At 72.7% G+C, this 21,282-nt stretch carries 28 protein-coding genes; 7 read left to right on the top strand and 21 right to left on the bottom strand.

Translation table 11 applies throughout. The features are described from left to right. Window positions 1-4: 4 nt before the first annotated feature. Window positions 5-349 carry an RNA polymerase-binding protein RbpA gene (locus AW16_RS0100720; RefSeq protein ID WP_029287259.1) on the bottom strand — a complete coding sequence of 115 codons (345 nt, stop codon included), beginning with the start codon at window positions 347-349 and terminating at the stop codon, window positions 5-7. 187 nt (window positions 350-536) lie between these two features. On the opposite strand from AW16_RS0100720, the gene AW16_RS0100715 reads away from it, so the two are divergent. Next, complete coding sequence (locus tag AW16_RS0100715; RefSeq protein ID WP_029287257.1) at window positions 537-1,478, top strand: aldo/keto reductase; 942 nt, start codon at window positions 537-539, stop codon at window positions 1,476-1,478. A 6-nt stretch (window positions 1,479-1,484) separates the two neighbouring features. On the opposite strand, the gene AW16_RS0100710 is transcribed toward AW16_RS0100715, so the two are convergent. Both AW16_RS0100710 and AW16_RS0100705 read right to left on the bottom strand, forming a co-directional pair. Then, on the bottom strand, window positions 1,485-1,970 hold the full coding sequence (locus AW16_RS0100710; RefSeq protein ID WP_029287255.1) for a heme-degrading domain-containing protein: 486 nt from the start codon (window positions 1,968-1,970) through the stop codon (window positions 1,485-1,487). Between the two features lie 26 nt (window positions 1,971-1,996). Continuing rightward, the gene (locus AW16_RS0100705) at window positions 1,997-4,234 is read right to left on the bottom strand and encodes an LLM class flavin-dependent oxidoreductase (RefSeq protein WP_029287253.1); all 2,238 of its coding nucleotides are present in this window, start codon (window positions 4,232-4,234) and stop codon (window positions 1,997-1,999) included. Between the two features lie 76 nt (window positions 4,235-4,310). Here AW16_RS0100705 and AW16_RS0100700 point away from each other — a divergent pair, with 76 nt between their 5' ends. The 4 genes from AW16_RS0100700 to AW16_RS0100685 all read left to right on the top strand — a co-directional run bounded on the left by AW16_RS0100700 (window position 4,311) and on the right by AW16_RS0100685 (window position 7,950). Continuing rightward, window positions 4,311-4,610: a hypothetical protein gene (locus AW16_RS0100700; protein ID WP_029287251.1), complete on the top strand. Its 300-nt coding sequence runs from the start codon at window positions 4,311-4,313 to the stop codon at window positions 4,608-4,610. A gap of 108 nt (window positions 4,611-4,718) precedes the next feature. Next, the gene (locus tag AW16_RS0100695) at window positions 4,719-5,135 is read left to right on the top strand and encodes a helix-turn-helix transcriptional regulator (RefSeq protein ID WP_081861399.1); all 417 of its coding nucleotides are present in this window, start codon (window positions 4,719-4,721) and stop codon (window positions 5,133-5,135) included. A gap of 5 nt (window positions 5,136-5,140) precedes the next feature. Continuing rightward, on the top strand, window positions 5,141-5,548 hold the full coding sequence (locus tag AW16_RS0100690) for a VOC family protein (RefSeq protein WP_029287247.1): 408 nt from the start codon (window positions 5,141-5,143) through the stop codon (window positions 5,546-5,548). A gap of 38 nt (window positions 5,549-5,586) precedes the next feature. Then, on the top strand, window positions 5,587-7,950 hold the full coding sequence (locus AW16_RS0100685; RefSeq protein ID WP_029287245.1) for an excinuclease ABC subunit UvrA: 2,364 nt from the start codon (window positions 5,587-5,589) through the stop codon (window positions 7,948-7,950). Here AW16_RS0100685 and AW16_RS0100680 read toward each other — a convergent pair. Next, window positions 7,938-8,705, bottom strand: coding sequence for an MBL fold metallo-hydrolase (locus tag AW16_RS0100680; RefSeq protein ID WP_231495901.1), 768 nt, complete (start codon window positions 8,703-8,705; stop codon window positions 7,938-7,940). The genes AW16_RS0100685 and AW16_RS0100680 overlap by 13 nt on opposite strands. A 22-nt stretch (window positions 8,706-8,727) precedes the next feature. Then, window positions 8,728-9,660, bottom strand: a complete 933-nt coding sequence (locus AW16_RS0100675) for a PhzF family phenazine biosynthesis protein (protein WP_029287241.1) — start codon at window positions 9,658-9,660, stop codon at window positions 8,728-8,730. Window positions 9,661-9,900: 240 nt separating this feature from the next. Between AW16_RS0100675 and AW16_RS0100670 the strand changes: the two genes are divergently transcribed. After that, window positions 9,901-10,464 carry a dihydrofolate reductase family protein gene (locus AW16_RS0100670; protein WP_029287239.1) on the top strand — a complete coding sequence of 188 codons (564 nt, stop codon included), beginning with the start codon at window positions 9,901-9,903 and terminating at the stop codon, window positions 10,462-10,464. 132 nt (window positions 10,465-10,596) lie between these two features. On the opposite strand, the gene AW16_RS0100665 is transcribed toward AW16_RS0100670, so the two are convergent. The 8 genes from AW16_RS0100665 to AW16_RS0100630 all read right to left on the bottom strand — a co-directional run bounded on the left by AW16_RS0100665 (window position 10,597) and on the right by AW16_RS0100630 (window position 14,697). Beyond that, a complete protein-coding gene (locus tag AW16_RS0100665; RefSeq protein ID WP_029287237.1) occupies window positions 10,597-11,238 on the bottom strand; it encodes a helix-turn-helix domain-containing protein in 642 nt (213 codons plus the stop codon). Window positions 11,239-11,244: 6 nt separating this feature from the next. Next, on the bottom strand, window positions 11,245-11,679 hold the full coding sequence (locus tag AW16_RS0100660) for a VOC family protein (RefSeq protein ID WP_029287235.1): 435 nt from the start codon (window positions 11,677-11,679) through the stop codon (window positions 11,245-11,247). Between the two features lie 94 nt (window positions 11,680-11,773). Continuing rightward, window positions 11,774-12,262, bottom strand: a complete 489-nt coding sequence (locus AW16_RS16685; protein ID WP_034647932.1) for an SRPBCC domain-containing protein — start codon at window positions 12,260-12,262, stop codon at window positions 11,774-11,776. 113 nt (window positions 12,263-12,375) lie between these two features. Beyond that, the gene (locus AW16_RS0100650) at window positions 12,376-12,699 is read right to left on the bottom strand and encodes a helix-turn-helix transcriptional regulator (RefSeq protein WP_029287231.1); all 324 of its coding nucleotides are present in this window, start codon (window positions 12,697-12,699) and stop codon (window positions 12,376-12,378) included. A gap of 63 nt (window positions 12,700-12,762) precedes the next feature. After that, the gene (locus AW16_RS0100645) at window positions 12,763-13,317 is read right to left on the bottom strand and encodes an isochorismatase family protein (protein ID WP_029287230.1); all 555 of its coding nucleotides are present in this window, start codon (window positions 13,315-13,317) and stop codon (window positions 12,763-12,765) included. A gap of 84 nt (window positions 13,318-13,401) precedes the next feature. Then, window positions 13,402-13,887 carry a GNAT family N-acetyltransferase gene (locus AW16_RS0100640; RefSeq protein ID WP_034647867.1) on the bottom strand — a complete coding sequence of 162 codons (486 nt, stop codon included), beginning with the start codon at window positions 13,885-13,887 and terminating at the stop codon, window positions 13,402-13,404. A gap of 27 nt (window positions 13,888-13,914) precedes the next feature. Next, complete coding sequence (locus tag AW16_RS18860; protein ID WP_255347040.1) at window positions 13,915-14,049, bottom strand: hypothetical protein; 135 nt, start codon at window positions 14,047-14,049, stop codon at window positions 13,915-13,917. A gap of 9 nt (window positions 14,050-14,058) precedes the next feature. Then, the gene (locus AW16_RS0100630; protein WP_029287228.1) at window positions 14,059-14,697 is read right to left on the bottom strand and encodes an MBL fold metallo-hydrolase; all 639 of its coding nucleotides are present in this window, start codon (window positions 14,695-14,697) and stop codon (window positions 14,059-14,061) included. A gap of 62 nt (window positions 14,698-14,759) precedes the next feature. Between AW16_RS0100630 and AW16_RS0100625 the strand changes: the two genes are divergently transcribed. Next, window positions 14,760-15,524 (top strand): ParA family protein, encoded by a 765-nt coding sequence (locus AW16_RS0100625; RefSeq protein ID WP_029287227.1) that lies wholly within the window; start codon window positions 14,760-14,762, stop codon window positions 15,522-15,524. Between the two features lie 90 nt (window positions 15,525-15,614). Here AW16_RS0100625 and AW16_RS0100620 read toward each other — a convergent pair whose 3' ends face one another. From AW16_RS0100620 to AW16_RS0100585, 8 genes are all read right to left on the bottom strand, one after another. Then, window positions 15,615-16,196 (bottom strand): MerR family transcriptional regulator, encoded by a 582-nt coding sequence (locus AW16_RS0100620; protein ID WP_029287226.1) that lies wholly within the window; start codon window positions 16,194-16,196, stop codon window positions 15,615-15,617. Window positions 16,197-16,376: 180 nt separating this feature from the next. Then, window positions 16,377-16,886, bottom strand: coding sequence for a bifunctional nuclease family protein (locus AW16_RS0100615; RefSeq protein ID WP_029287225.1), 510 nt, complete (start codon window positions 16,884-16,886; stop codon window positions 16,377-16,379). Window positions 16,887-16,924: 38 nt separating this feature from the next. Continuing rightward, on the bottom strand, window positions 16,925-17,719 hold the full coding sequence (locus AW16_RS0100610; RefSeq protein WP_051681540.1) for a MerR family transcriptional regulator: 795 nt from the start codon (window positions 17,717-17,719) through the stop codon (window positions 16,925-16,927). A gap of 67 nt (window positions 17,720-17,786) precedes the next feature. Continuing rightward, window positions 17,787-18,293 carry an FHA domain-containing protein gene (locus AW16_RS0100605; protein ID WP_029287223.1) on the bottom strand — a complete coding sequence of 169 codons (507 nt, stop codon included), beginning with the start codon at window positions 18,291-18,293 and terminating at the stop codon, window positions 17,787-17,789. A gap of 190 nt (window positions 18,294-18,483) precedes the next feature. Beyond that, a complete protein-coding gene (locus tag AW16_RS0100600; RefSeq protein ID WP_051681539.1) occupies window positions 18,484-19,422 on the bottom strand; it encodes a DUF881 domain-containing protein in 939 nt (312 codons plus the stop codon). A 1-nt stretch (window position 19,423) separates the two neighbouring features. After that, a complete protein-coding gene (locus tag AW16_RS0100595) occupies window positions 19,424-19,756 on the bottom strand; it encodes a small basic family protein (RefSeq protein WP_029287220.1) in 333 nt (110 codons plus the stop codon). Beyond that, the gene (locus AW16_RS0100590) at window positions 19,753-20,631 is read right to left on the bottom strand and encodes a DUF881 domain-containing protein (RefSeq protein ID WP_231495900.1); all 879 of its coding nucleotides are present in this window, start codon (window positions 20,629-20,631) and stop codon (window positions 19,753-19,755) included. The genes AW16_RS0100595 and AW16_RS0100590 overlap by 4 nt, the downstream gene beginning before the upstream one ends. A 62-nt stretch (window positions 20,632-20,693) precedes the next feature. Next, the gene (locus AW16_RS0100585; RefSeq protein ID WP_231495916.1) at window positions 20,694-21,206 is read right to left on the bottom strand and encodes a CDP-alcohol phosphatidyltransferase family protein; all 513 of its coding nucleotides are present in this window, start codon (window positions 21,204-21,206) and stop codon (window positions 20,694-20,696) included. Window positions 21,207-21,282: the final 76 nt, after the last annotated feature.

Genomic DNA, 21,282 nt, shown 5'->3' with positions numbered 1-21,282 from the left:
CCGCTCAGGCGCTGCGGCGCAGCTTGCCCGAGCGAAGCAGGTCGAGCCGCTCGTCGAGGAGCTCCTCGAGCTCACCGATGGTGCGGCGCTCGAGCAGCATGTCCCAATGCGTGCGCGGGGGCTTGCCGGTCTTCGCCTCGGGCTTGGACGCATCACGCAGCAGCGCCTCGGCGCCGCAGCGGCACTCCCACGTCACCGGGACGTCGGCCTCGACCGAGAACGGCAGGATGATCGTGTGCCCGTTGGGGCAGTCGTAGTGCGCCTGGAGGCGAGGGGCGAAGTCGACGCCGTCCTCGGACTCCATGCTCTGGGACCCGATGCGCATGCCGCGCAGGGACCTGTTTGCCATCGTGGGGACCTCCGTGCCGGGTCTCGCGTGCCGGGTCTCGGCCGTCGAGCGGTTGTTCTGCCACCGATGTCAACGGTGGCACCTGTTCCAGTGTTCCAGCCTGGCGTGAAGCGTTTGTGAACGCACGTCGGGAGACACGCGCAGGCTTAGGGTCGTGGCTGTGACACTGCCCACGAACCTGCCCGACATGACCTTCCGCCGCCTCGGTGACAGCGGCCTCGCCGTCTCGACCGCCGGCCTCGGCTGCAACACCTTCGGGCACACGCTCGAGCCCGACGGCGTGCGACCCCTCGTCGACGCCGCGATCGACGCCGGCGTGACCTTCTTCGACACGGCCGACGTGTACGGCTCCGAGGCGGGCCAGAGCGAGGAGCTGCTGGGCGCGGCGCTCGAGGGCCGCCGCGACGACGTCGTGGTCGCCACGAAGTTCGGCATGGACGTCGGAGGGCTCAACGGGCCCGACTGGGGCGCGCGCGGATCGCGCCGGTACGTGCGACGAGCCGTCGAGGGCTCGCTGCGACGCCTGCGGACCGACCACGTCGACCTGTACCAGCTGCATGCCCCCGACCCGCTGACGCCGCTCGAGGAGACGCTCGGCGCACTGCACGAGCTCGTGCTCGAAGGGAAGGTGCGGTACGTCGGATCGTCCAACTTCGCGGCGTGGCAGGTCGTCGACGCGGACTGGACGGCGCGCAGCGAGGGCCTGTCGCCCTTCGTGTCCGCCCAGAACCGCTACAACCTGCTCGACCGCTCGGCCGAGACCGAGCTGGTCCCCGCCGCGGAGCGCAGCGGCGTCGGCATCATCCCGTTCGTGCCGCTCGCCTCGGGTCTCCTGACGGGCAAGTACCGGCGTGGGCAGGACGCCCCGGACGGGACCCGCCTCACGCGCCTTCCCGCCCGCCTCGCGACGGCAGACTTCGATCGCATCGAGGCGCTGGCGGCGCTCGCTGACGAGTGGGGCGTGAGCCTCGCGACGCTCGCGCTCGGCGCGTTGGCCGCTCAGCCGGCCGTGTCCACCGTCATCGCGGGTGCGCGCACGCCGGAGCAGCTGCGCGAGAACGTGGCCTCGATCCTGTGGGAGCCGAGCCTCGAGCAGCTGGCGCGGATCGACGAGGTCGCCCCGGCCTGACCGAGGTCAGCCCGCGAGGAACGCCCGCAGGCCCTCGACCACCAGCGCGTGGTCGTCGGCCTGCGGGAGCCCGGAGACCGTGACGGCGCCGACGACGCCGACGTCCCGCACCCGCAGCGGGAACGAGCCGCCGTGCGCGGCGAACTGCTGCAGCGGCAGGTCGTGCTGCTGCGCGAACGTCGTCCCGCGTGCCCGCGAGCGCAGCCCGACGAGCCACGACGACGCGCCGAACCGCTCGACCACGCGCACCTTGCGCTCGATCCAGGAGTCGTTGTCGGCGGTGGTCCCCGGCCGTGCGGCGTGGAACAGCTGCTGCGTCCCGCGGCGGATGTCGATCGTCACCGGCAGGTCCCGGGCGATCGCGAGCTCGACGAGCGTGCACCCGAGCTCCCACGCGTCGTCGTTCGTGAACCGCGTGAGCTCGAGCTCACGCTCCTGGGCCTCGACCTCGGTGACCTGCGCCGCGAGCTGCGACTCGTCCGGTGTGCTCATGGGCCCCATCGTGGCACCCCGGCCGGTCACCGGGGGAGTGCGACGGGCAGGTCGGACGCGAAGACGCCGTCGGGGTCGACGCGGTCCACGACCGCGCGCAGCCGTCCGAGCGTCGCCGGTGGGTAGACGCGTTCGAGGCGGTCGTCGGCGAGGTCGAAGCTGCGGTACACGCCCGTGACGTGCTCGCCCATCTGCTCCCAGCGCTCGTCGAGGGTCGCACGCCGCGACCCGCTCGTCGCTGCCAGGAGCGAGAATGCCTGCGTGCGGTGCGCGTAAGCCGTGGCGTCGACGGGCACGTCGTTGACGGCGCCGCCCACGGCGCGCACCTGCAGCATCTGGACCAGCCCCGCGTCGAGCAGCCCGGCGAGGTCGTCCGCGAGCGCGGGCGTGATGTGCTCGACGAGGCCTCCGCGGGCGTTCGCGGGCCCCTGGCCGTCGTGCACCGAGTGCGACGCGGGCAGCACCGCCGAGTACGGCAGCAGGCTCGCCTGCTGCTGCAGCACGGGTGCGACCTGCAGGAAGGGCTCGAGGGCGGCGATCGCGGCGTCGGTGTCGTCCCCCGCCCACACGGTCATGGCCTGGCCGACGGGAGGCGTCCCGCCGCGCGCGGGCACGAGCGTCAGGAAGCTGGTGAGCTCGCGGGGGGACCGCTCGACGAGCGCAGCCCAGTCGTGCACGAGCGTCGCGGCATCGCTCGCGTCGAACGCGAAGACGGCGAGCACGACGTCGCCGAGCTCCATCGCCTCGATCTCGACGGAGGTGACGATCCCGACGGCGGCACCCGCTCCGCGGACCGCCCAGAACAGCTCGGGGTCGTGCTCGGCGTCGACGCGCACCTGGCTGCCGTCCGCCAGGACGAGCTCGGCGGCGACGACGTGGTCGAGCGTCAGGCCGTACGAGCGACCGAGCAGGCCCTGGCCGCCGGCGACGACGATGCCGCCGACCCCCACGTCGCCGTAGTCGCCCGAGCTGATCGCGAGGTGCTGCGGGGACAGCACCGCGGCGACGTCGCCCCAGTGCGCGCCGGCGCCGATCCGCACGAGCCGGCGGTCGCGGTCCAGCACCTCGACCTGGTCGAGCGCGCCCAGGTCGATCACGATGCCGCCGTCGTTCGTCGACCTGCCCGCGATGCCGTGGCCGCCCGAGCGGACGGCGAGGGGCACGTGCTGGGTGCGCGCGAACCGCACGGCGTCGGTCACGTCGTCCGCTGTGCGCGCCTGCACGACGAGCCCGGGGGAGCCGGGCCACACGTAGGTGGAGCGCACCTTCGCGTAGCCGCGGTCTCCGGGCTCGACCACCGTGCCGGCCAGGGAGGCAGGGATCGCGTCGTAGTCGATGCCCGGGGCCCGGCGTGCGAGCACCGCGGCGGGGCGGACCTGGCCGGTGGCCACGCCCGACGACGCGCGCTCGGCGGCGACGGCCTCGCGCAGCGCGGGGCCGACCTCCTCCCCGAACACGGCGATCGAGTGCTCGTCGTCGCTGCCGAGCACGAACGTCGCGATGCCGTCCTCGAGCGCCAGCTCGAGCAGCTGGTCCACCCACGCCTCGACGCCACCGGTTGGAGCGGGACCGAGGTTCAGCATGCGCCGGATCTCGCGTGGGTCTCGGCCTGCACCGGCGGCGGCCTCGTCGATGCGCGTGTTGCCCTGCGCGAGCTGGCCGGGCTGGAGGTACCCCGCACTGGGCAGCCACCCGTCCGCCTTGCGACCCGTGAGCGAGAGCATGCGGGGCTTGTACGCGCCGAGCCAGATCGGCACGTCGTGGGCCGGTGCGGGCCCGCGCTTCGCGCCGTCGACGTGGTGCAGCTCCCCGCCGGCCCGCAGCACCCCGCGCTCGTCGGTGTCCCACAGGCCCCGGATGACGTCGATCGCCTGCTCGAGCGCGGTGACGGCCTCGCCCGGGGTCAGGCGAGGCGCACCCATCGCGGCGATCGCGTCCCAGAACGCCCCCGCGCCGAGCCCGAGCGCCGCGCGTCCGCCGCTGAGCAGGTCGAGGCTGGCGGTCGCGCGTGCGAGCACCGCCGGCTGGCGCAGCGGGACGTTGAGCACGTTGCCCGCCACGTGCACCCGCTCCGTCACGGCGGCCACCCAGGTCAGCAGCGTCCACGTGTCGAGGAACCCGGGCTGGTAGGGGTGGTCCTGGAACGTGACGAGGTCGATGCCGTGCCGCTCGCTCGCGCGGGCCCGCTCGACGACCGCGTGCGGGTGGGCGGCGTCCGGGGTCAGGAACGTGCCCAGGACGATGTCGTGGCCGTAGTCGGGCACGTGTGCTCCTTCGATCGAGGTCCTGCAGCACGGAACACATGGACGCGGCGTGCCCTTCCCGTCCTAGCCTCGCAGCATGAGCGTCACGCTGTGCTGCCTGCTGTGGGCCCGCGAGGGTCTGGCCGACGACCTCTCGCGCTACGAGGACGGCGTCCTCGCCCTGCTCGCCGAGCACGGGGCCGGGGTGACGAGCCGCGTGCGTGCGCTGGGACGTGACGCGACGACTCCGACCGAGGTCCAGGTCATCGAGTTCGCCGACCGTGCGGGACTCGACGCCTACCTGGGCGACCCGCGCCGCACGGCGCGAGCCGACGAGCGCGACCGCGTGGTGGCACGGACGGAGCTGTTCGAGGTCGAGCCGCGGCCGCTGCGCTGAGGACGCGCGACACGCGCGCCCGGACGTGGCAGCATCGACCGGGTGGACGACCCCGCCCGTGACCAGCGGCTTCGCGACCTCGCCCTGCTGCGCCGGGTGCGCGACCGCATGGACCGCGAGTACGCGCAGCCGCTGGACGTCGAGGAGCTCGCGCGCGGCGTGCACATGAGCGCGGGACACCTGAGCCGCCAGTTCCGCCTGGCGTACGGCGAGTCTCCGTACGCCTACCTCATGACGCGGCGCGTCGAGCGGGCGATGGCGCTCCTCCGGCGCGGCGACCTCACGGTGACGCAGGTGTGCTTCGCGGTCGGCTGCTCGTCGCTCGGGACGTTCAGCACGCGGTTCAGCGAGCTGGTCGGGATGTCGCCGAGCGAGTACCGGTCGCGGACCGTCGGGGACCGGCCGGACATCCCGGCGTGCGTCGCGAAGCAGGTGACTCGGCCGGTCCGGACGACGCCTCGGGATGCCGGCCGGGATCCGGTCAGGATCCGAGAAGCGGCCGGCCCGGCGGTGCACCTAGCGTGACGGCCATGGACATCACCATCCACTACACGTTCCTCCCGCACACGGACCCCGAGGCGTCGCTCGCCTTCTACCGCGACGCCCTCGGCTTCGAGGTCCGCAACGACGTCGGCACCGGCACGATGCGCTGGCTGACCGTCGCACCGGCAGGGTCCGCCACGTCGATCGTCCTGACCCCGCCCGCGGCCGATCCGGGCGTGACCGACGACGAGCGTCGGACGATCTCCGAGATGATGGCGAAGGGCACGTACGGGATCGTCGCGCTCGCCACCCCCGACCTCGACGCAGCGTTCGACCAGATCCAGGCTGCCGGCGTCGAGGTGGTCCAGGAGCCTACCGAGCAGCCGTACGGTGTGCGTGACTGCGCGTTCCGCGATCCCGCGGGCAACCTGGTGCGCCTGAACGAGATCCGCTGAGCGGTGCCCGCGGGACGCAGCCCGAGGAGAGGGAGAGCATGACCGGTACGACGGGCCTGCCCGCCGACAGCCACGACCTGGTGCGCGTCGTCGGCGCACGCGTGAACAACCTCAAGGACGTGAGCGTCGAGCTCCCCAAGAGGCGCCTCACCGTCTTCACGGGGGTGTCCGGGTCGGGCAAGAGCTCGCTGGTCTTCGGCACGATCGCCGCGGAGTCGCAGCGGCTCATCAACGAGACGTACAGCGCCTTCCTGCAGAACTTCATGCCGTCGCAGGCGCGTCCCGACGTCGACGTCCTCGACGGGCTCACCACGGCGATCGTCGTCGACCAGGAGCGCATGGGGTCCGACCCTCGTTCCACCGTCGGCACCGCCACGGACGCGAACGCGATGCTCCGCATCCTGTTCAGCCGGCTCGGGCAGCCGCACCTCGGCTCCCCGCAGGCGTTCTCGTTCAACGTCGCATCCGTGAGCGGCGCGGGTGCGGTCACGATGCAGCGTGAGGGACGCACGACGAAGGAGCGGCGTGCCTTCTCGGTGACGGGCGGCATGTGCCCACGGTGCGAGGGCCGCGGCACCGTGCAGGACTTCGACCTCGACGAGCTGTACGACGACTCGCGCTCGCTCAACGAGGGCGCGCTCAAGATCCCCGGCTACTCGATGGACGGCTGGTACGGGCGCATCTTCAACGGCTGCGGCTTCTTCTCGGCGGACACGCCGATCCGCGACTTCACGAAGCGTGAGCTCGACGCCCTGCTCTACAAGGAACCGACCAAGATCAAGGTCGAGGGCATCAACCTCACGTACGAGGGCCTCATCCCGAAGATCCGCAAGTCCTTCCTCGCCAAGGACGTCGAGTCGATGCAGCCGCACATCCGCGCGTTCGTCGAGCGTGCCGTGACGTTCACGACGTGCCCGGAGTGCGACGGCACGCGGCTCAACGAGGGTGCACGGTCGTCCACGATCGGGGGCGTCAGCATCGCCGACGCGTGCGCGATGCAGATCAGCGACCTCGCACAGTGGGTCCGCGGGCTGTCGGACGCGTCGGTCGCGCCGCTGCTCGCGTCGCTCGGGGCGACGCTCGACTCGTTCGTCGAGATCGGGCTCGGCTACCTCTCGCTCGACCGCGCGTCGGGCACGCTGTCGGGCGGGGAGTCGCAGCGCACCAAGATGATCCGTCACCTCGGCTCGTCGCTCACCGACGTGACGTACGTGTTCGACGAGCCCACGATCGGCCTGCACCCGCACGACATCCAGCGCATGAACGACCTCCTGCTGCAGCTGCGGGACAAGGGCAACACGGTGCTCGTCGTCGAGCACAAGCCCGAGGCGATCGCGATCGGCGACCACGTGGTCGACCTCGGCCCGGGCGCCGGCTCGGCCGGGGGCGAGATCGTCTTCGAGGGGACCGTGGACGGTCTGCGCTCCAGCGGCACGCTCACGGGCCGTCACCTCGACGACCGCGCCCACCTCAAGCCGGCGGTGCGTGAGTCGACCGGTGTCATCGAGGTGCGCGGCGCGAGCACGCACAACCTGCGGGACGTGTCGGTCGACATCCCGACGGGCGTGCTCGTCGTCGTCACGGGAGTCGCCGGGTCGGGCAAGAGCTCGCTGATCCACGGGTCCGTCGCGCGACGCGACGGCGTCGTGGCGGTCGACCAGGGTGCGATCCGAGGATCGCGCCGCAGCAACCCGGCCACCTACACGGGCCTGCTCGAGCCCGTGCGCAAGGCGTTCGCGAAGGCGAACGGCGTCAAGCCCGCGCTGTTCAGCGCCAACTCCGAGGGCGCGTGCCCGGTGTGCAACGGTGCGGGCGTCGTGTACACCGACCTCGCGATCATGGCGGGCGTCGCGACCACGTGCGAGGTGTGCGAGGGACGGCGTTACGACGCGTCCGTGCTCGAGTACCACCTCGGGGGCAAGGACATCAGCGAGGTCCTCGCGATGTCCGTCGAGCAGGCCGCCGCGTTCTTCGGCGAGGGCGAGGCCAAGATCCCCGCGGCGCACGCGATCGCGCTGCGGCTCGTCGACGTCGGGCTCGGCTACCTGACGCTCGGTCAGCCGCTCACGACGCTGTCCGGCGGCGAGCGCCAGCGGCTCAAGCTCGCGACGCACCTGGGGGAGAGGGGAGGGGTCTACGTGCTCGACGAGCCGACGAGCGGACTGCACCTCGCCGACGTCGAGCAGCTCCTCGGCCTCCTGGACAGGCTCGTCGACTCGGGCAAGTCGGTGATCGTCATCGAGCACCACCAGGCGGTCATGGCGCACGCGGACTGGATCATCGACCTCGGGCCCGGCGCAGGTCACGACGGGGGACTGGTCGTGTTCGAGGGCACGCCCGCCGACCTCGTCGCGGCACGGTCCACGCTCACGGGCGAGTACCTCGCGGACTACGTCGGCTGATCGGCGACCACCCGGCGAAGGCGCTCGTGCTCGACGCGCATCGCCGGGTCGCGGAGCCGCTCGTCGTCCGGCTCGCGGCCGCGCAGCACGGCGTCGAGATACCTGCGGTCCGCCTCGAGTCGTGGGCGCGGGTCGCCGGGCGTGCCGTGGCCGGGGACCACGACGTGTGCACGCGCGACGAACGGCGCGAGCCGGTCGAGACCCTCGAGGTAGGCCGGCACGTCGTCGGGATCGAACGGCAGCGGGATCTCGACGTCCCTGAGCATGTCGCCGGCGACCAGGACATCGGGTCCGGGTACCCACAGTGCGGTGTGCCCTGGTGCGTGCCCGTCGTGCACGACGAGCTCGACCTCGATCCCGCGGGGGAGCGACGTCCGCGGGATCGCGTCGACGACGGGCTCCACCCGTGCGACCAGGGCGGAGAGCTCCTCGGGCAGCGGTCCCAGCCGGTCGACGAGCTCGACCCTGTGCTCACGCGCCAGCCTCGCCGTCGCGGGGGACGCCCAGCGGAGCGCGTCGCCGAACCTCGGGTGCCACAGCAGGTGGTCGTGGTGGGCGTGCGTCGCGAAGCCGCCCACGGCACGCAGCCCCCGGGCGTCCAGGTCGTCGGCGATCGCGGCGAGCTCGTGCGGCAGCCACGCCGGGTCGACGAGCAGCGCCCGCCCGGCCGCCGCGACCACCGTCGAGGTCGTGCTCATGACGGTGCTCGTCGCGACCAGGACGCCCGGCGCGACCTCGACCAGCGTGGCCGTCACCGACCGTGCTCCGGGGCCCGCATCACGCGTCGATGACCGCGACGTCGCCGCTCACGGTCATGCCGCCCTGCGCGGGCACGTCGACCACCAGCACGCCCGGCCGGCCCACATGGCGACCCTGGTGGACCACGACACGGGCGGGCGGCACGACCGCGCGCCGGTCCCGCAGGAATGCGCCCAGCGCGGCCGCCGCCGACCCCGTGGCGGGGTCCTCGACGATGTCGCCGACCGGGAACGGGTTGCGAGCCTCGAGCTGCAGGTCCACGCCGGTGGGCGCAGGCCCGGTCAACCTGCATGCGACCGTCACGGTGCCCTGCCAGCCGCGCTCGTCCATGAGCGCCCGCACCGCGTGCGGCTCGAACGACACCCGGTCCAGCGCGTCGAGGTCGCGGACGACGACGACCGGGTGCCAGTTCCCTGCGAACGCCTCGCAGACCGGCAGCGTGTCGTCGAGATCGTCCGGCACGAGGCCGAGGAGCCCGAGCAGCCGCTCTGTCACCTGGGGATCCAGGTCCCGCACGTCGGGTTCGACGCTCGTGAACGCCGCACGTGCGCCGCCCCGGACGCCGGGCTCGGTGGAGATCGTCACCGTCCCCGCCGACGTCCGGACGTCGATGGGGCCGAGGCCGTACCGGTCGGCGAGCGCGACCGCTGTCGCGAGCGTCGCGTGGCCGCAGAACGGCACCTCGGCGACGGGGGAGAAGTACCGCACGCGGGCACTGCGGGCCGTCGTGCCGGGCGCGTCATCCGTGCCATCCGTGCCGCCGCTCATGTTCGTCGCGACGACGAACGCGGTCTCCGAGTACCCGACGTCGGCGGCGAGGCCCAGCATCTCGTCGTCCGTCAGCTCGTCGGCGTCGAGCACCACGCCCGCCGGGTTGCCGCCGTCGGGCGACGACGAGAAGGCCGCGAGGCGTAGGACGTGCACGGCGCGCGTCGACACAGGAGAGCTCACCCGTCGATCCTCGCACCGAGAAGCGCGTCGACCACCATGTCCAGGCGTGCTCGGCGGTCGCTCCGACCGACCCGGTGCCTGATCTCACAGGACCGACGCACCCCTAGAGCGAGCGTGGTCGTTCATCCAGGTCTGCAAGACGGACTGCGCACAGCGGTCGGGCTCTGTGCAGCGCGCAGCGCGGCGGTCTGCGCGCGCGAGGCATGGTCCGCCGACGACTGCGGTCGGTAGGTTCGTCTCGTGCGCACCCTGACCTTCGCCATGAACGTGAGCGTCGATGGTTATGTCAGTGCGCCCGGCGACGACCTCAGCTGGGGCGTCGGGAGCGACGAGCTGTTCCAGTGGTGGTCCGACGGGGTAGCCCGCACCGACGTGGCGCTGTACGGACGTCGGCTGTGGGACGCGATGAGCTCGCACTGGCCGACCGCGGACGAGGCTCCCGACGCCACGCCCGCGGTCCGTCAGTACGCCCAGCGGTGGCGCGACATGCCCAAGGTCGTGTTCTCGTCGACGCATCGCGCGGTGGACTGGAACGCGCGCGTGGTCACGAGCGACGCGGCGACCGAGATCGCGCGCCTCAAGGCGCAGGACGGCGGTCCCATGGAGATCGGTGGCGCGACGCTCGCAGCCGCCGCGCAGCGGGCCGGGCTCGTCGACGAGTACGTGCTGGTCACCGCGCCGGTGCTCGTCGGCAGCGGCGTGCGGTTCTTCACGCACCTGGACGACTGGGTGAACCTGGAGCTCGTGGAGACGAGGGACTTCCCGGGTGGCGTGCACCTGACCAGGTACGCGACCCGCCACTGACCCCTCTCGGCGGTTCTGCGTTCCGCCGATAATGTACATTATGTCACTACGCGTGGATGAGACGCGTACCGACCACCTCGAGGTGCCCCCCTGCCAAGACGACGACGCCCCGCCGATCTGGCCGCGGCACGTTCACGCGGCGAGGTGGAACGTGCGGGCGAACCGCGTCAGCAGGTCGTCCGGGCCGTGCAGCACCCGCACGGCTCCGCTGGAGATCGCGAGACCCGGTGAGAGCTCGCCGGAGATGAGCCGGCGGATCTCGGGGCCGGCGGAGAACGCCAGGTCGGCAGGCCCGTCACCAGGTTCGACCTGCAGCAGCGGACCGTCCACGCGGACGAGCAGCTCGGCAGGGCCGAAGCGGGTCGAGTAGGACGTCGTCGGCAGCGTCGCCGCGATCTCCGCGCGAAAGGCGGTGCGCAGCGCCATCGTCATCGAGTCGGACGTGATCACCTGCTCCGCGCGCGGCTCCCCCATGGCCTTGAAGCCCCATGCCCCGAGCGCGAGCACCACGGGCTCGAGCTCGCGGCCGTACGGCGTGAGCTCGTAGACGACGACGCGCGACCGCGGCGCGCGTCGGATGATGCCCGCTTCCTGCAGCTCCTTGAGCCGCGCCGCCAGGATGTTGCTCGGGATCCGCGGGAGACCCGCCGCGAGCTCACCGTAGCGGCGCGGCCCCACCAGGAGGTCGCGGACGAGCAGCAGCGCCCAGCGCTCCCCCACGAGCTCGAGCGCTCGCGTGACTCCGCAGTACTGCCCGTACTCGCGCGCACCCATACGACCTCAGACCTGCTGGGCCGCGTAGGCCTCGGGGCCCTGTGCCGCAGCGACCGGGTCCATCCAGCCGAACTCGAGCACGTTGCCGTCGGGGTCCGTGAGCTGTCGCTGGTACATGAAGCCGTAGTCCGCGGCGGGTCGCGCCTCGGTCCCGCCTGCTGCGAGACCGCTCGTCACCGCGGTGTCGACCTCCTCGCGGCTGCCCACGAAGATCGCGGTGGCCGACGTCGGGTTCACGGCCGGGTCGCCGAGCGTGAGGTCCGTGAACGTCTGGAAGAACTCGCGCGTCAGGATCATGAAGAAGCTGTGGTCCTCCTCGACCACGACGCACGCCGCGTTGTGATCGGTGAACTGCGGGTTGATGGTGAACCCGATCGCCTCGTAGAACGCCTTCGCGCGATCCAGGTCGGTCACCGGCAGGTTGACGAACATCATGGCCATCGTGGGCTCCCCGAGATGTGTGCAGAACTGCGGACGGCTCACACTTGCAAAAAACAAGTGCAGGGTCAAGGGTCTGCGGCCGCGATGACGGGCGTCAGGCGTCTCCGACCTCGACGGTCTCGAAGTCCGGCACCAGCGCCGTCCACCGCGGGCGCCACTCCTCGGGCGTCCGTCCGGCGAGGTGGACACCGAGGTCCTCCACGTGCACGCGCCATCCGGCCCCGTGGAAGTGGATCTCGTCGAGCGGCAGGCCGCGGTCCTCGATCGTCAGGTGCGCACCCCCGGGGACCGCCCGTACGACGGCGACGATCTCGGTCCCGGCGGCCCCGTCGACCGACTCGTCGGCCTCGGCCATCGCGACCCGGAGCCGGTGCGGCGGGTCGCACTCCTGCACGACGCCGGTCCCCTCCCAGCCGCTCGTGAAGCGGACGCTCACCGCACCCCCGAGGCGCAGGTCCCCCTCGACGTCGACGAGCCAGCGCCGCAGGCGGTCGACGTCCGCGATCGCCGACCACAGGTCGTCGACGTCCGTGGCGAACGTGTCCTCCACGCGCACCACGCCGCGTCCGTCGCGGCGGAGCATGGTCACGGCGGGTGTGGTGCCTGCGGTCGTCCGTGCATCGTCGCGCACGTCCAGACCGGCGCTCGCGCCCGTAGAGCTCGTCGTACCTGTCGTCCTCGTGCTCAGGTCGTCCATCACGACCCCTCCCTCTCGTCTCGACCTCGTGCGATCTCTGTGTGCAGGTCCTGCACGCGCTGCTCCCACAGCGCGCGGTACGGGCCCAGCCACTGCTCGAGCTCGATGAGCGGCTGGACCCGCAGGGAGTACACGCGCCTCTGAGCGTCGGCCTCGACGTCGACGAGGCCGGCCTCGCGGAGCACTCGCAGGTGCCGTGAGACACCAGGCCGGGCGATCGGCAGCTGTTCCGCCAGAGCACCGGCCGTCCGCGGTCCGCGCCGCAGCGCGTCGAGCACCGTGCGGCGGTGCGGGTCGGACAGTGCGACGAGGAGAGCATCCATGGCGTGTGTACCCGTTCTGTTACGTACCAAGTACGTTACACACAAGCAAGGCGCGAGCGCCAGTCAGGACGCGAAGTCGACGTCGTTCGTCGAGACGACGGCCGCGGTGCGTCCCGGCGCGTCCTGGAACTGCCAGTACAGGTTGGTGTGCGCTATCACCTTGTCCGGCGTCGGTGCGCCCCACGCGCTCTGGTCCTCGGTCGTGTGCGCGTCCCCGACGAGCGTGACGTCGTACCCGCGCGTGAAGCCCCCGTGGATCGTCGACCGGATGCAGGCGTCGGTCTGCGCACCCGTCACCACGAGACGTCCGACCTGCGCCGCGGCGAGCACGTCCTCGAGGTCGGTGCCCTCGAACGAGTCCCCGAACGTCTTGCGCACGACCGGCTCCGACCCGAGCGGGGACAGCTCTTCGACGATCTGCCACGCATCGCTGCCGATCGGCATGCCGTCGTCGGAGTGCTGGACCCACACCACGGGGACCTGCTCGGAGCGAGCTCGCTCGACGAGAGACGCGATGTTGGCGACCACTGCGTCGCGTTCGTGGGCCTCGCCCACCACGTCGTTCTGCACGTCGATGACGACGAGCGCCGTGCGAGGACGGTCGGTCAGAGTGGTCATGGGAGCACCTCCGGACGAGCGCGACGGCCCGGCGCCGTCGTCGTCGTCCACGCTAGGCCCGACCACCGACAGGTGCCGTCCGCCTCAGCGCAGCTGCAGCACGTACCGCTCCTCGGTGCGGTCCGGGTCACGCTGCAACGCGTGGCGCTCACCGGTGCGCGTGAACCCCGACCGCACGTACAGGTCGGCGGCGGCGTGGTTGTCGTCGACGACCCACAGCGACACCGTCCGCGCACCCTCGGCGACGGCGTGCCCGCGCACGGTGTCCAGCAACGACCATCCCAGGCCACGACGGCGCACCTCGGGCGCCACCCAGAGCGCGACGACGTGCCGGTCGTCCACGGGGGAACCGGGCTCGATCAGCACCGACACCATGCCGCGGCCCGTGCCGTCGTCGTCCGTCGCGAGCCACGTGGGAGTGGTGCGCACGCGCATCCGCCAGTGCGTCTCGCGGAACATCTCCTCCCGCGCGAGCGACGAGCCGAACGCGTCGGGGTCCTCCCGCAGCGCACGCAGGCGCACGTCGCGCACGGCAGCCCAGTCGTCCTCGTCCACAAACCTGATCAGCACCTGGAAAGAATGCCCGATCTACGCAGGTCAGGCGGGCGGCGCGCCGTGGCCTTCCGGGTCGGGCACCGCACGTGCGACGTCCGCCACCTCCTCCTCGGGGCGCGGCGGGACGTCCTCGTCGTACTCCAGCTCCGGGACCGCGTCCTCGAACGGTTCGCTCATCGCTCCTCCTCAGATCTCGATGCTCTCGCCGGGCGCCAGCACGACGGGGTCCCCGGCGCCGCCGAGACGTCCGAGGAGCGACGCGTACAGCTGGACGCCGGGCTCGGACAGGTGGGCGTCGTGGATCACGACGACACGAGAGGGTGCGACCGTCCGCACGTAGTCGATCGCCTCCTGCGAACGCAGCCACGGGCCCGCGAGCGGGACGGCGAGGACCTCGACCGGGCCTTCGACGGTCACGAACGAGTCACCGGGGTGCAGGAGCCCCTCGACCAGGTACCCGACGTTCACGAAGCGGGGCACGTCGGGGTGGATCGAGGCGTGCCACTCCCCCACGACGCGCACGGTGAAGCCGCCGGCCTCCACCTCGTCGCCCTGGGCGACGACGCGCAGCCGGTCGACGGGCGCGCCGGCGTCCCGGAGGAGGGCGACGACGGGTGCCGGCCCGGACACCCGCACGCCCGATGTCGCGGCCGCCACCACGCCCTCGACGGCGAGGTGGTCGGCGTGCTCGTGCGTCACCAGCACGTCCTGGACGCCGTCGAGCGCACGGTCGAGGTCGGTGAACATCCCGGGGTCGACGACGAGGGAGTCGCGTCCCCTGTCGAGGCGCAGGCACGCGTGCGACCAGCGGGTGAGCGTCGTCATGCGCCCATCCTGCCTCGCGTCGGGCGACCGCACGACCGCTGCGTCACGGTAGGTTGACGCACGTGCTGGTCCTCGGTGTGTGCAGCCTCAAGGGAGGCGTCGGCAAGACGTCCGTGACGCTCGGGCTGGCGTCGGCGGCCCTCGAGCGCGGGCTGCGCACTCTCGTGATCGACCTCGACCCCCAGGGCGACTCCACCATGGCGCTCGGAGCCCGCGCGCAGGACGGCGACGTCGCCGCGGTGCTCTCCGACCCGGACGAGCACACCGTCGCGGCGGCGATCGAGCTCTCCTCGTGGGCGGAGGACGGCCTCGACGTCATGGTCGGCTCCGAGGCGTCGGCCGTGCACGACAGGCTGCAGTCCACCGACGTGGACCGGCTCAGGTTCGCGCTGCCGTGGATCCGCGGCTACGACCTCGTCCTCGTCGACTGTCCACCGTCGCTCGGGTCCCTGACGCGCACCGGGCTCACCGCATGCGACCGGGCGGTCGTCGTCACCGAGCCCGGGCTGTTCGCGGTGATGGCCGTCGGACGGGCGATGCGGGCGATCGACGAGCTGCGCCGGACCGTCGCGCCCGGCCTGCAGCCGCTCGGCATCGTGGTGAACCGCGTGCGCGCCCGGTCGGTCGAGCAGGCGTACCGCCTCGACGAGCTCGCCGGCCTCTACGGTCCGCTGCTGCTCAACCCGTTCGTGCCCGAGCGCGCCGCGCTGCAGCAGGCCCAGGGCGCCGCGCAGCCCGTGCACGCGTGGCCCGGCGCCGCGGCCGCGGAGCTGTCCCGGACGTTCGAGGCGCTGCTGGAACGCGCGCTGCGCGCACCGCGCCGCTGACAGCACGACCACCGACACGAAGCTGCGAGCAGCACGAAGCCCCCGGGTCGACTCACCGGGGGCCCCGTCGACAGTGGGTCGATCGGTCGTTCAGACGGCGTTGCGCGCCTGACGACGCAGCGAGAGCTCGTCGGTCGCGACGGACTCCACGGTCTCGTCCTCGGCACGCTCCGTCGGGAGCTCGGCGAGCGTGCCCTCGACCTCACGCCACACGCGGCCGACCGCGATGCCGAACACTCCCTGGCCACCCTGCACGAGGTCGATCACCTCGTCGGCGGAGGTGCACTCGTACACCGAGGCGCCGTCGGACATCAGGGTGATCTGGGCGAGGTCGTCGACGCCGCGCTCGCGCAGGTGCCCGACGGCGGTACGGATCTGCTGCAGCGACACGCCCGTGTCCAGCAGCCGCTTGACGACCTTGAGGACGAGGATGTCCCGGAAGCTGTACAGCCGCTGCGTGCCGGAACCGGTCGCGGGGCGGACGGACGGCTCCACGAGGCCGGTGCGGGCCCAGTAGTCGAGCTGGCGGTAGGTGATGCCGGCGGCGCGGCATGCGGTGGGACCGCGGTAGCCGGTCGCGGTGTCGAGGTCCGGCAGGTCGTCGTCGAACAGCAGGCCCTGGGCTCGCTGTGGGACGCCGACGGCGCTCTCGGCGCTCTCGTTGCTGCTCACGGATCCTCCACTCGGTGGCACGGGCCGTTGCCGGCTCGGGGCTCGGTCACCCGGCCTCTGGCAAGGCTAGGCCCGTCGACCACAGCGGGCAACGACGCTGATGGGCGTGTCGCAGTCGGCGTGTCTCAGGTTCAACCTGAACGCGAAGGTTGCGGCGCACCAGGGCCTCGAGCAGCGGCGTCACCGGTCCTCCTCGGGCTCCGCACCGGTCTCGAAGTCCTCCGGCTCGACCTGGTCGAGGAACTCCCGGAAACGCTCGAGATCCTCCTCGGACGTCGTCGTGCGGACCTCGACGCCGGCGAGCGCCACCACCTCGGCCGAGCAGAGCACGGGCGCGTCGAACCGCAGCGCGAGCGCGATCGCGTCGGACGCCCGCGCGTCGACCCGTGCCGCCCTGCGCAGCACCAGCTCCGCGTAGAACACGCCGTCCGCGAGACGTGTGATCTCCACGTGGTCCAGGTCGTCCCCCGAGGCGCGGATCACGTCGCGCAGGAGGTCGTGCGTCATCGGGCGCGGGGGCACGATGCCCGCCTGCGCGGCAGCGATCGCAGTCGCCTCCGCCGGCCCGACGAGGATGGGGACCAGCAGCTCGGCGTCCGCGTCCAGCAGAAGCACGACGATCTCGTCGGCGCTCATGTGCTGACGCACGCCGACGACCTCGACCGGGACGAGACCGGGTTCCTCCCCCATCTGGCCCACGCTACGTCCCTCGCCCCGGCCCGGCTACGTCAGGGCGCGAGGTCCGCGACGCCGGCACGCACGAGCGCGGTGTGCATGCGTGCGCACAGCTCTCCGACCTCGGCGGCGAGCGTCCCGGCGTGCGCTCGGGCCGAGGACGTGCGCTGGCCGCGCAGCGGCGCGACGAGCTGGTCGACGAGGTCGACCTGCCGGTCGGCGGCCGCGCGGAACTGACGCAGGTGGCGCGCGTCGATCCCGTGCTCGGCCAGCGCGACCGCCGCCGCGACGACCTCACGCGCCCAGGGGTCGAACGTGCCTCCCGGGTGCGGGTGCAGCACACCTGCGTCGACGAGCTCGGTCACCAGCTCCGTCGTCGCATGCGCCTGCTCGGCGAGCGCCGCGGCCGTGAGCCGGGACGACGCGGTCTCGCGAACGCCGTCGCGCGTCGCCAGCCTCGCGGGCGACAGCGCCTCGTCGTCCTGGCCGGCGTCGAGCGCCGCCAGACGCTCGCCGATGACCTTGAGCGGCATGTACCGGTCACGCTGCTGCCGCAGCACGAACCGCAGCCGCTCGATGTCTGCGGGCGAGTACTGCCGGTAGCCGGCGGGCGTACGGACCGGCTCGACGAGGCCCTGCTCCTCGAGGAAGCGCAGCTTCGACGGCGTCACCGCGGGGAACTCGAGCTGCAGCGTCCCGAGGACGTCCGAGATCCGCATCGTCGCGCGCCGAGAGATCCCGCGCGGCCACGGCTCGGTAGCGAGCGTCCCGTCGCCGTGGTCGCCCGCGCTGCCGGACGTCGTCTCGGCGACCGGTGCGCCCTGCGCGCGCTGCGGTCGCGCGCTCACGCCGTCGCCCCGAGGCCCACGCGTTCCCCCTCCGTCACGATCCCGCCCGACCCGTCGCGACGCCAGGTCATGCGTCGGGCTGCTCGCGGTACGGGCTCGGGTGGAACGTCATGCGGTACTTGCCGATCTGGACCTCGTCGCCCGCACGCAGCACCACCTCGTCGATGCGGGAGCGGTTCACGTACGTGCCGTTGAGCGAGCCCACGTCGCGCACGAGGAACGTGCGACCGTCGCGCACGAACTCGGCGTGCTTGCGCGACACCGTGACGTCGTCGAGGAAGATGTCGGCACGCGTCGAGCGACCCGCGAGCGTGCGTTCGGCGTCGAGCAGGAACCGCGCGCCCGCGCTCGGCCCGCGCTGCATCACCAGGAGTGCGGAGGTCGGAGGCAGGGCGTGCACGGCCGCGACCTCGTCGGGCGTCAGCCCGACAGGCGCCTGCGCCTCGATCTCGACGGGCTCCACCTGACCGAACGCCATCGTCGTGTCGGGACCCGACGGCCGCGGCGCCGGTCCGCTCTGCGTGCGGAAGTCGTCCGGCTCGCCGGTCTGGGGGAACTGTCCCTCGCCGCTCATCGGGCCTCCCGTCGGCACTGGCATCGGTGCTGGCGTCGGTGCTGGCATGCGTCCCGACGGATCGATCACCACGTGGAGCGCACGTGGTGCTGCACACCTTATGCGGCCTGACGCGCTCCGCGCAGCACGGCCCGGTGCGCTCCTGCGCGTCGGGCGCCGCGGCCGCGGTGCCGGAAGGGGCGAAGCGGGATCAACCGGCGGCAGCGGGTGAAGGCGTCGCGAAGCGCGGCTCGTCCAGCTCGCGCACGGAGCGGATCTCCACCTCGTCGCGTCGTTGCACGGTCCCCTCGCCGCCGTTGCTCCGCACGGTCGCGAGGGCGCCGCCGGGGATCTGCAGGGCCGTCGCGATCGTGTCGGGATCGCCGATCGCGGTCCAGACGAAGGGTGCGTGCAGCACCGTCCCGTCGAGCGTGACGGCTCCGGGCACACCGGCGAACGCACTGCTCGCGGTGATGCGCTCGCCGTTCAGGTCGATCGCCTCCGCCCCCGCGTTGCGCAGCTCCTCGAGCATGTTGAGCATCGTGGCGGGCTTGATCTCGCCGCTCGGCTCGGTCAGGGTCACGACGACGCCCGACCCCTGCGCGGGCAGCCGCCCGGTCAGGATGCCCTGGGTCTCGGCCGAACGCCTCAGCGCGTCGAGCGCCGCCTGCTGCTTGTCCGAGCCGGAGGCGAGCTGGTCGCGCTGGTCGCGCAGGTCGTCGACCTCCTTGGCGAGCGCGTCGCCACGGGCCGTCGTCTCGTCGAGGATCCGCACCAGGTCCGCCTGACGGAGCCCCGACAGGCTCGCGTCGTTGGTCTGCCGGACCTGCACCACGAGCGCGAACCCGAGTGCCGCGCAAAGCAGACCCGCGAGCACCTGCGCCCGTGTCGCGCGTGGCCGCAGCGCCTGCCACAGGCGCGGCCAGCCGTCGCTCGGCTCGACCTGCTCGACCACCGGTCCGTCGTCGGCACGCGGGTCGTCGGCGCGCGGGTCGTCGGCGCCTGGGTCGTCGGCACCTGGGCCGTCGACGGCGGGGACGTCGGCCGGCTCGTCCTCGGCCGTGACCTCCTCGGTCACGTCGCTCTCGCCCCCGGTCGCAGGTCGGTCCTGGTCCACGGGCTCGTCGGACGCACCGTTCTCGCTGCTCACGTCACGCCTTGAACACGTGGCGGCGGATGGAGGCCGCGTTGGAGAAGATCCGGATGCCGAGGACGACGACCACGGCGGTCGACAGCTGGGTCCCGACGCCGAGCTGGTCACCCAGGAAGACGATGAGGGCCGCGACCACCACGTTCGAGAGGAACGAGGTGAGGAACACGCGCTCGTCGAAGATCCCGTCGAGCATCGCTCGCAGGCCGCCGAACAGCGCGTCGAGCGCGGCGACCACGGCGATGGGCAGGTACGGCTGCAGCTCGACCGGCACTGTCGGCTGCAGGACCAGGCCGACGACGACGCCCACGACGAGTCCGATGACGGCGATCACTTCGCTCCTCCCGAGATCCGACCGGGCGACATTGCCACACCCGGCGCGGTCGGGGAAGTCGCCTCGTCGTAGGCGGGCTCGGGGAGCTTGGCGTCAGGCGGCACCTGGGCGTGGCGCAGGGTGACGGGGCCGGAGCCGGGCAGGTCCAGCCGGCGTTGCGACGACGTGTCGACACCGATGTCGTACGTCGTGCGCAGCGCCGACAGCAGCTGGCCGGCGCTCGACGTCGCGAGGCCGGTCTGCAGCCGCACGGGGTCACCGAGCGCCTCGACGGTGTACGGGCTCGAGAGCGCGACGAGGTCGACGAGCACGGCGCTGCCCGCGCTGCGGATCGCCGTCGTCGCGGTGAGCCGTTCCCCGTTGATCGCGATCGCCTCCGCGCCGGCCTGCCACAGCCCGTTGACCAGGACCTGGAGGTCCGAGTCCTGCACGCGGGTGTCGGGGTCGGCGGTGTCCGGGTCGGCGCTCGGGGCGTCGGTCAGCACGACGCGCACGCCTCGGCCGCTCGCCGGCGCGGTCCCTGCCTCGACGGCCCCCGCAGCGAGGGCTTCGCGCAGGGTGGAGTCGGCCGACGCGAGGGCCCGCGCCTGGAGCGCGGACACCTCGGCCCCGATCGCCTTGGCCTGGGCGTCCAGCCGTGCCGCCTCGGCGTCGCGCTCGGTGATCTGGGTCTCGAGGATCTTGCGTGCCTGCTCCGCCTGGCCCGCGGGCTGGCGCAGAGCGAGCGTCGCCGCGGCCGTGCCGATGCCCAGCACGAGCGCCAACGCGGCGAGCGCGGCGACCCCGGGACGGGTCCGCCGCGAACCACCGCGCGCCGCGACGAGCGCGTAGCCGGGGTCGAGCGGCCGCCGGTAGACCTCGGTCAGCAGGGTCATGGACGCATCGGGCGCGCGGACTGGCGGCGCCCCCGCGCCGGCGGGCTCCGCGTGCCGGCTCGTCATGCCGGCCGTTCGGTGCCGCGCAGCAGCCTGCGGGTCTGCTCGAGGTACAGCGCGCCGGCGAACCAGTACAGCGCGACACCCCACAGCGCGAACGCCCAGCCGACGACGGCGGCGACGGTGCCCACCCACGAGTCCCACTGCGCGAGCAGCAGGAGCGGGAACGCGTACAGCAGCGCGAACGTGCCCGCCTTGCCGGCCAGGTGGACGGGCAGCGGCCCGTAGCCCGCGCGCCGCAGCACCGCCAGGTTGACCGCGAGCACGACGTCGCGCAGCACCAGCACGACGAGCAGCCACACCGGCACGATCCCCCGCCATGCGAGGCCGACGAGCGTCACGACGATGAACAGCCGGTCCGCCGCGGGGTCGAGAAGCTGCCCGAGCCGCGACACCTGCCCGAGCCGCCGCGCGAGGACGCCGTCGAGCCAGTCGCTGGCGCCGGAGACCGCGAGCACCACCACGGCCCAGCCGTCGTGGTGCGTCGCGATCAGCACCGCGAACACCGGCACCATCAGGAGCCGGACGAGGCTGATCGCGTTCGGGACCGTCAGCACGCGGGTGCTGACCACCTGCTCGCTCACCCGGCCC

It is taken from the genome of Cellulomonas sp. HZM, from assembly GCF_000708885.1.
In the GTDB taxonomy this organism is placed as follows: domain Bacteria; phylum Actinomycetota; class Actinomycetes; order Actinomycetales; family Cellulomonadaceae; genus Cellulomonas.
This window is presented reverse-complemented; position numbering and strand designations above follow the sequence as displayed.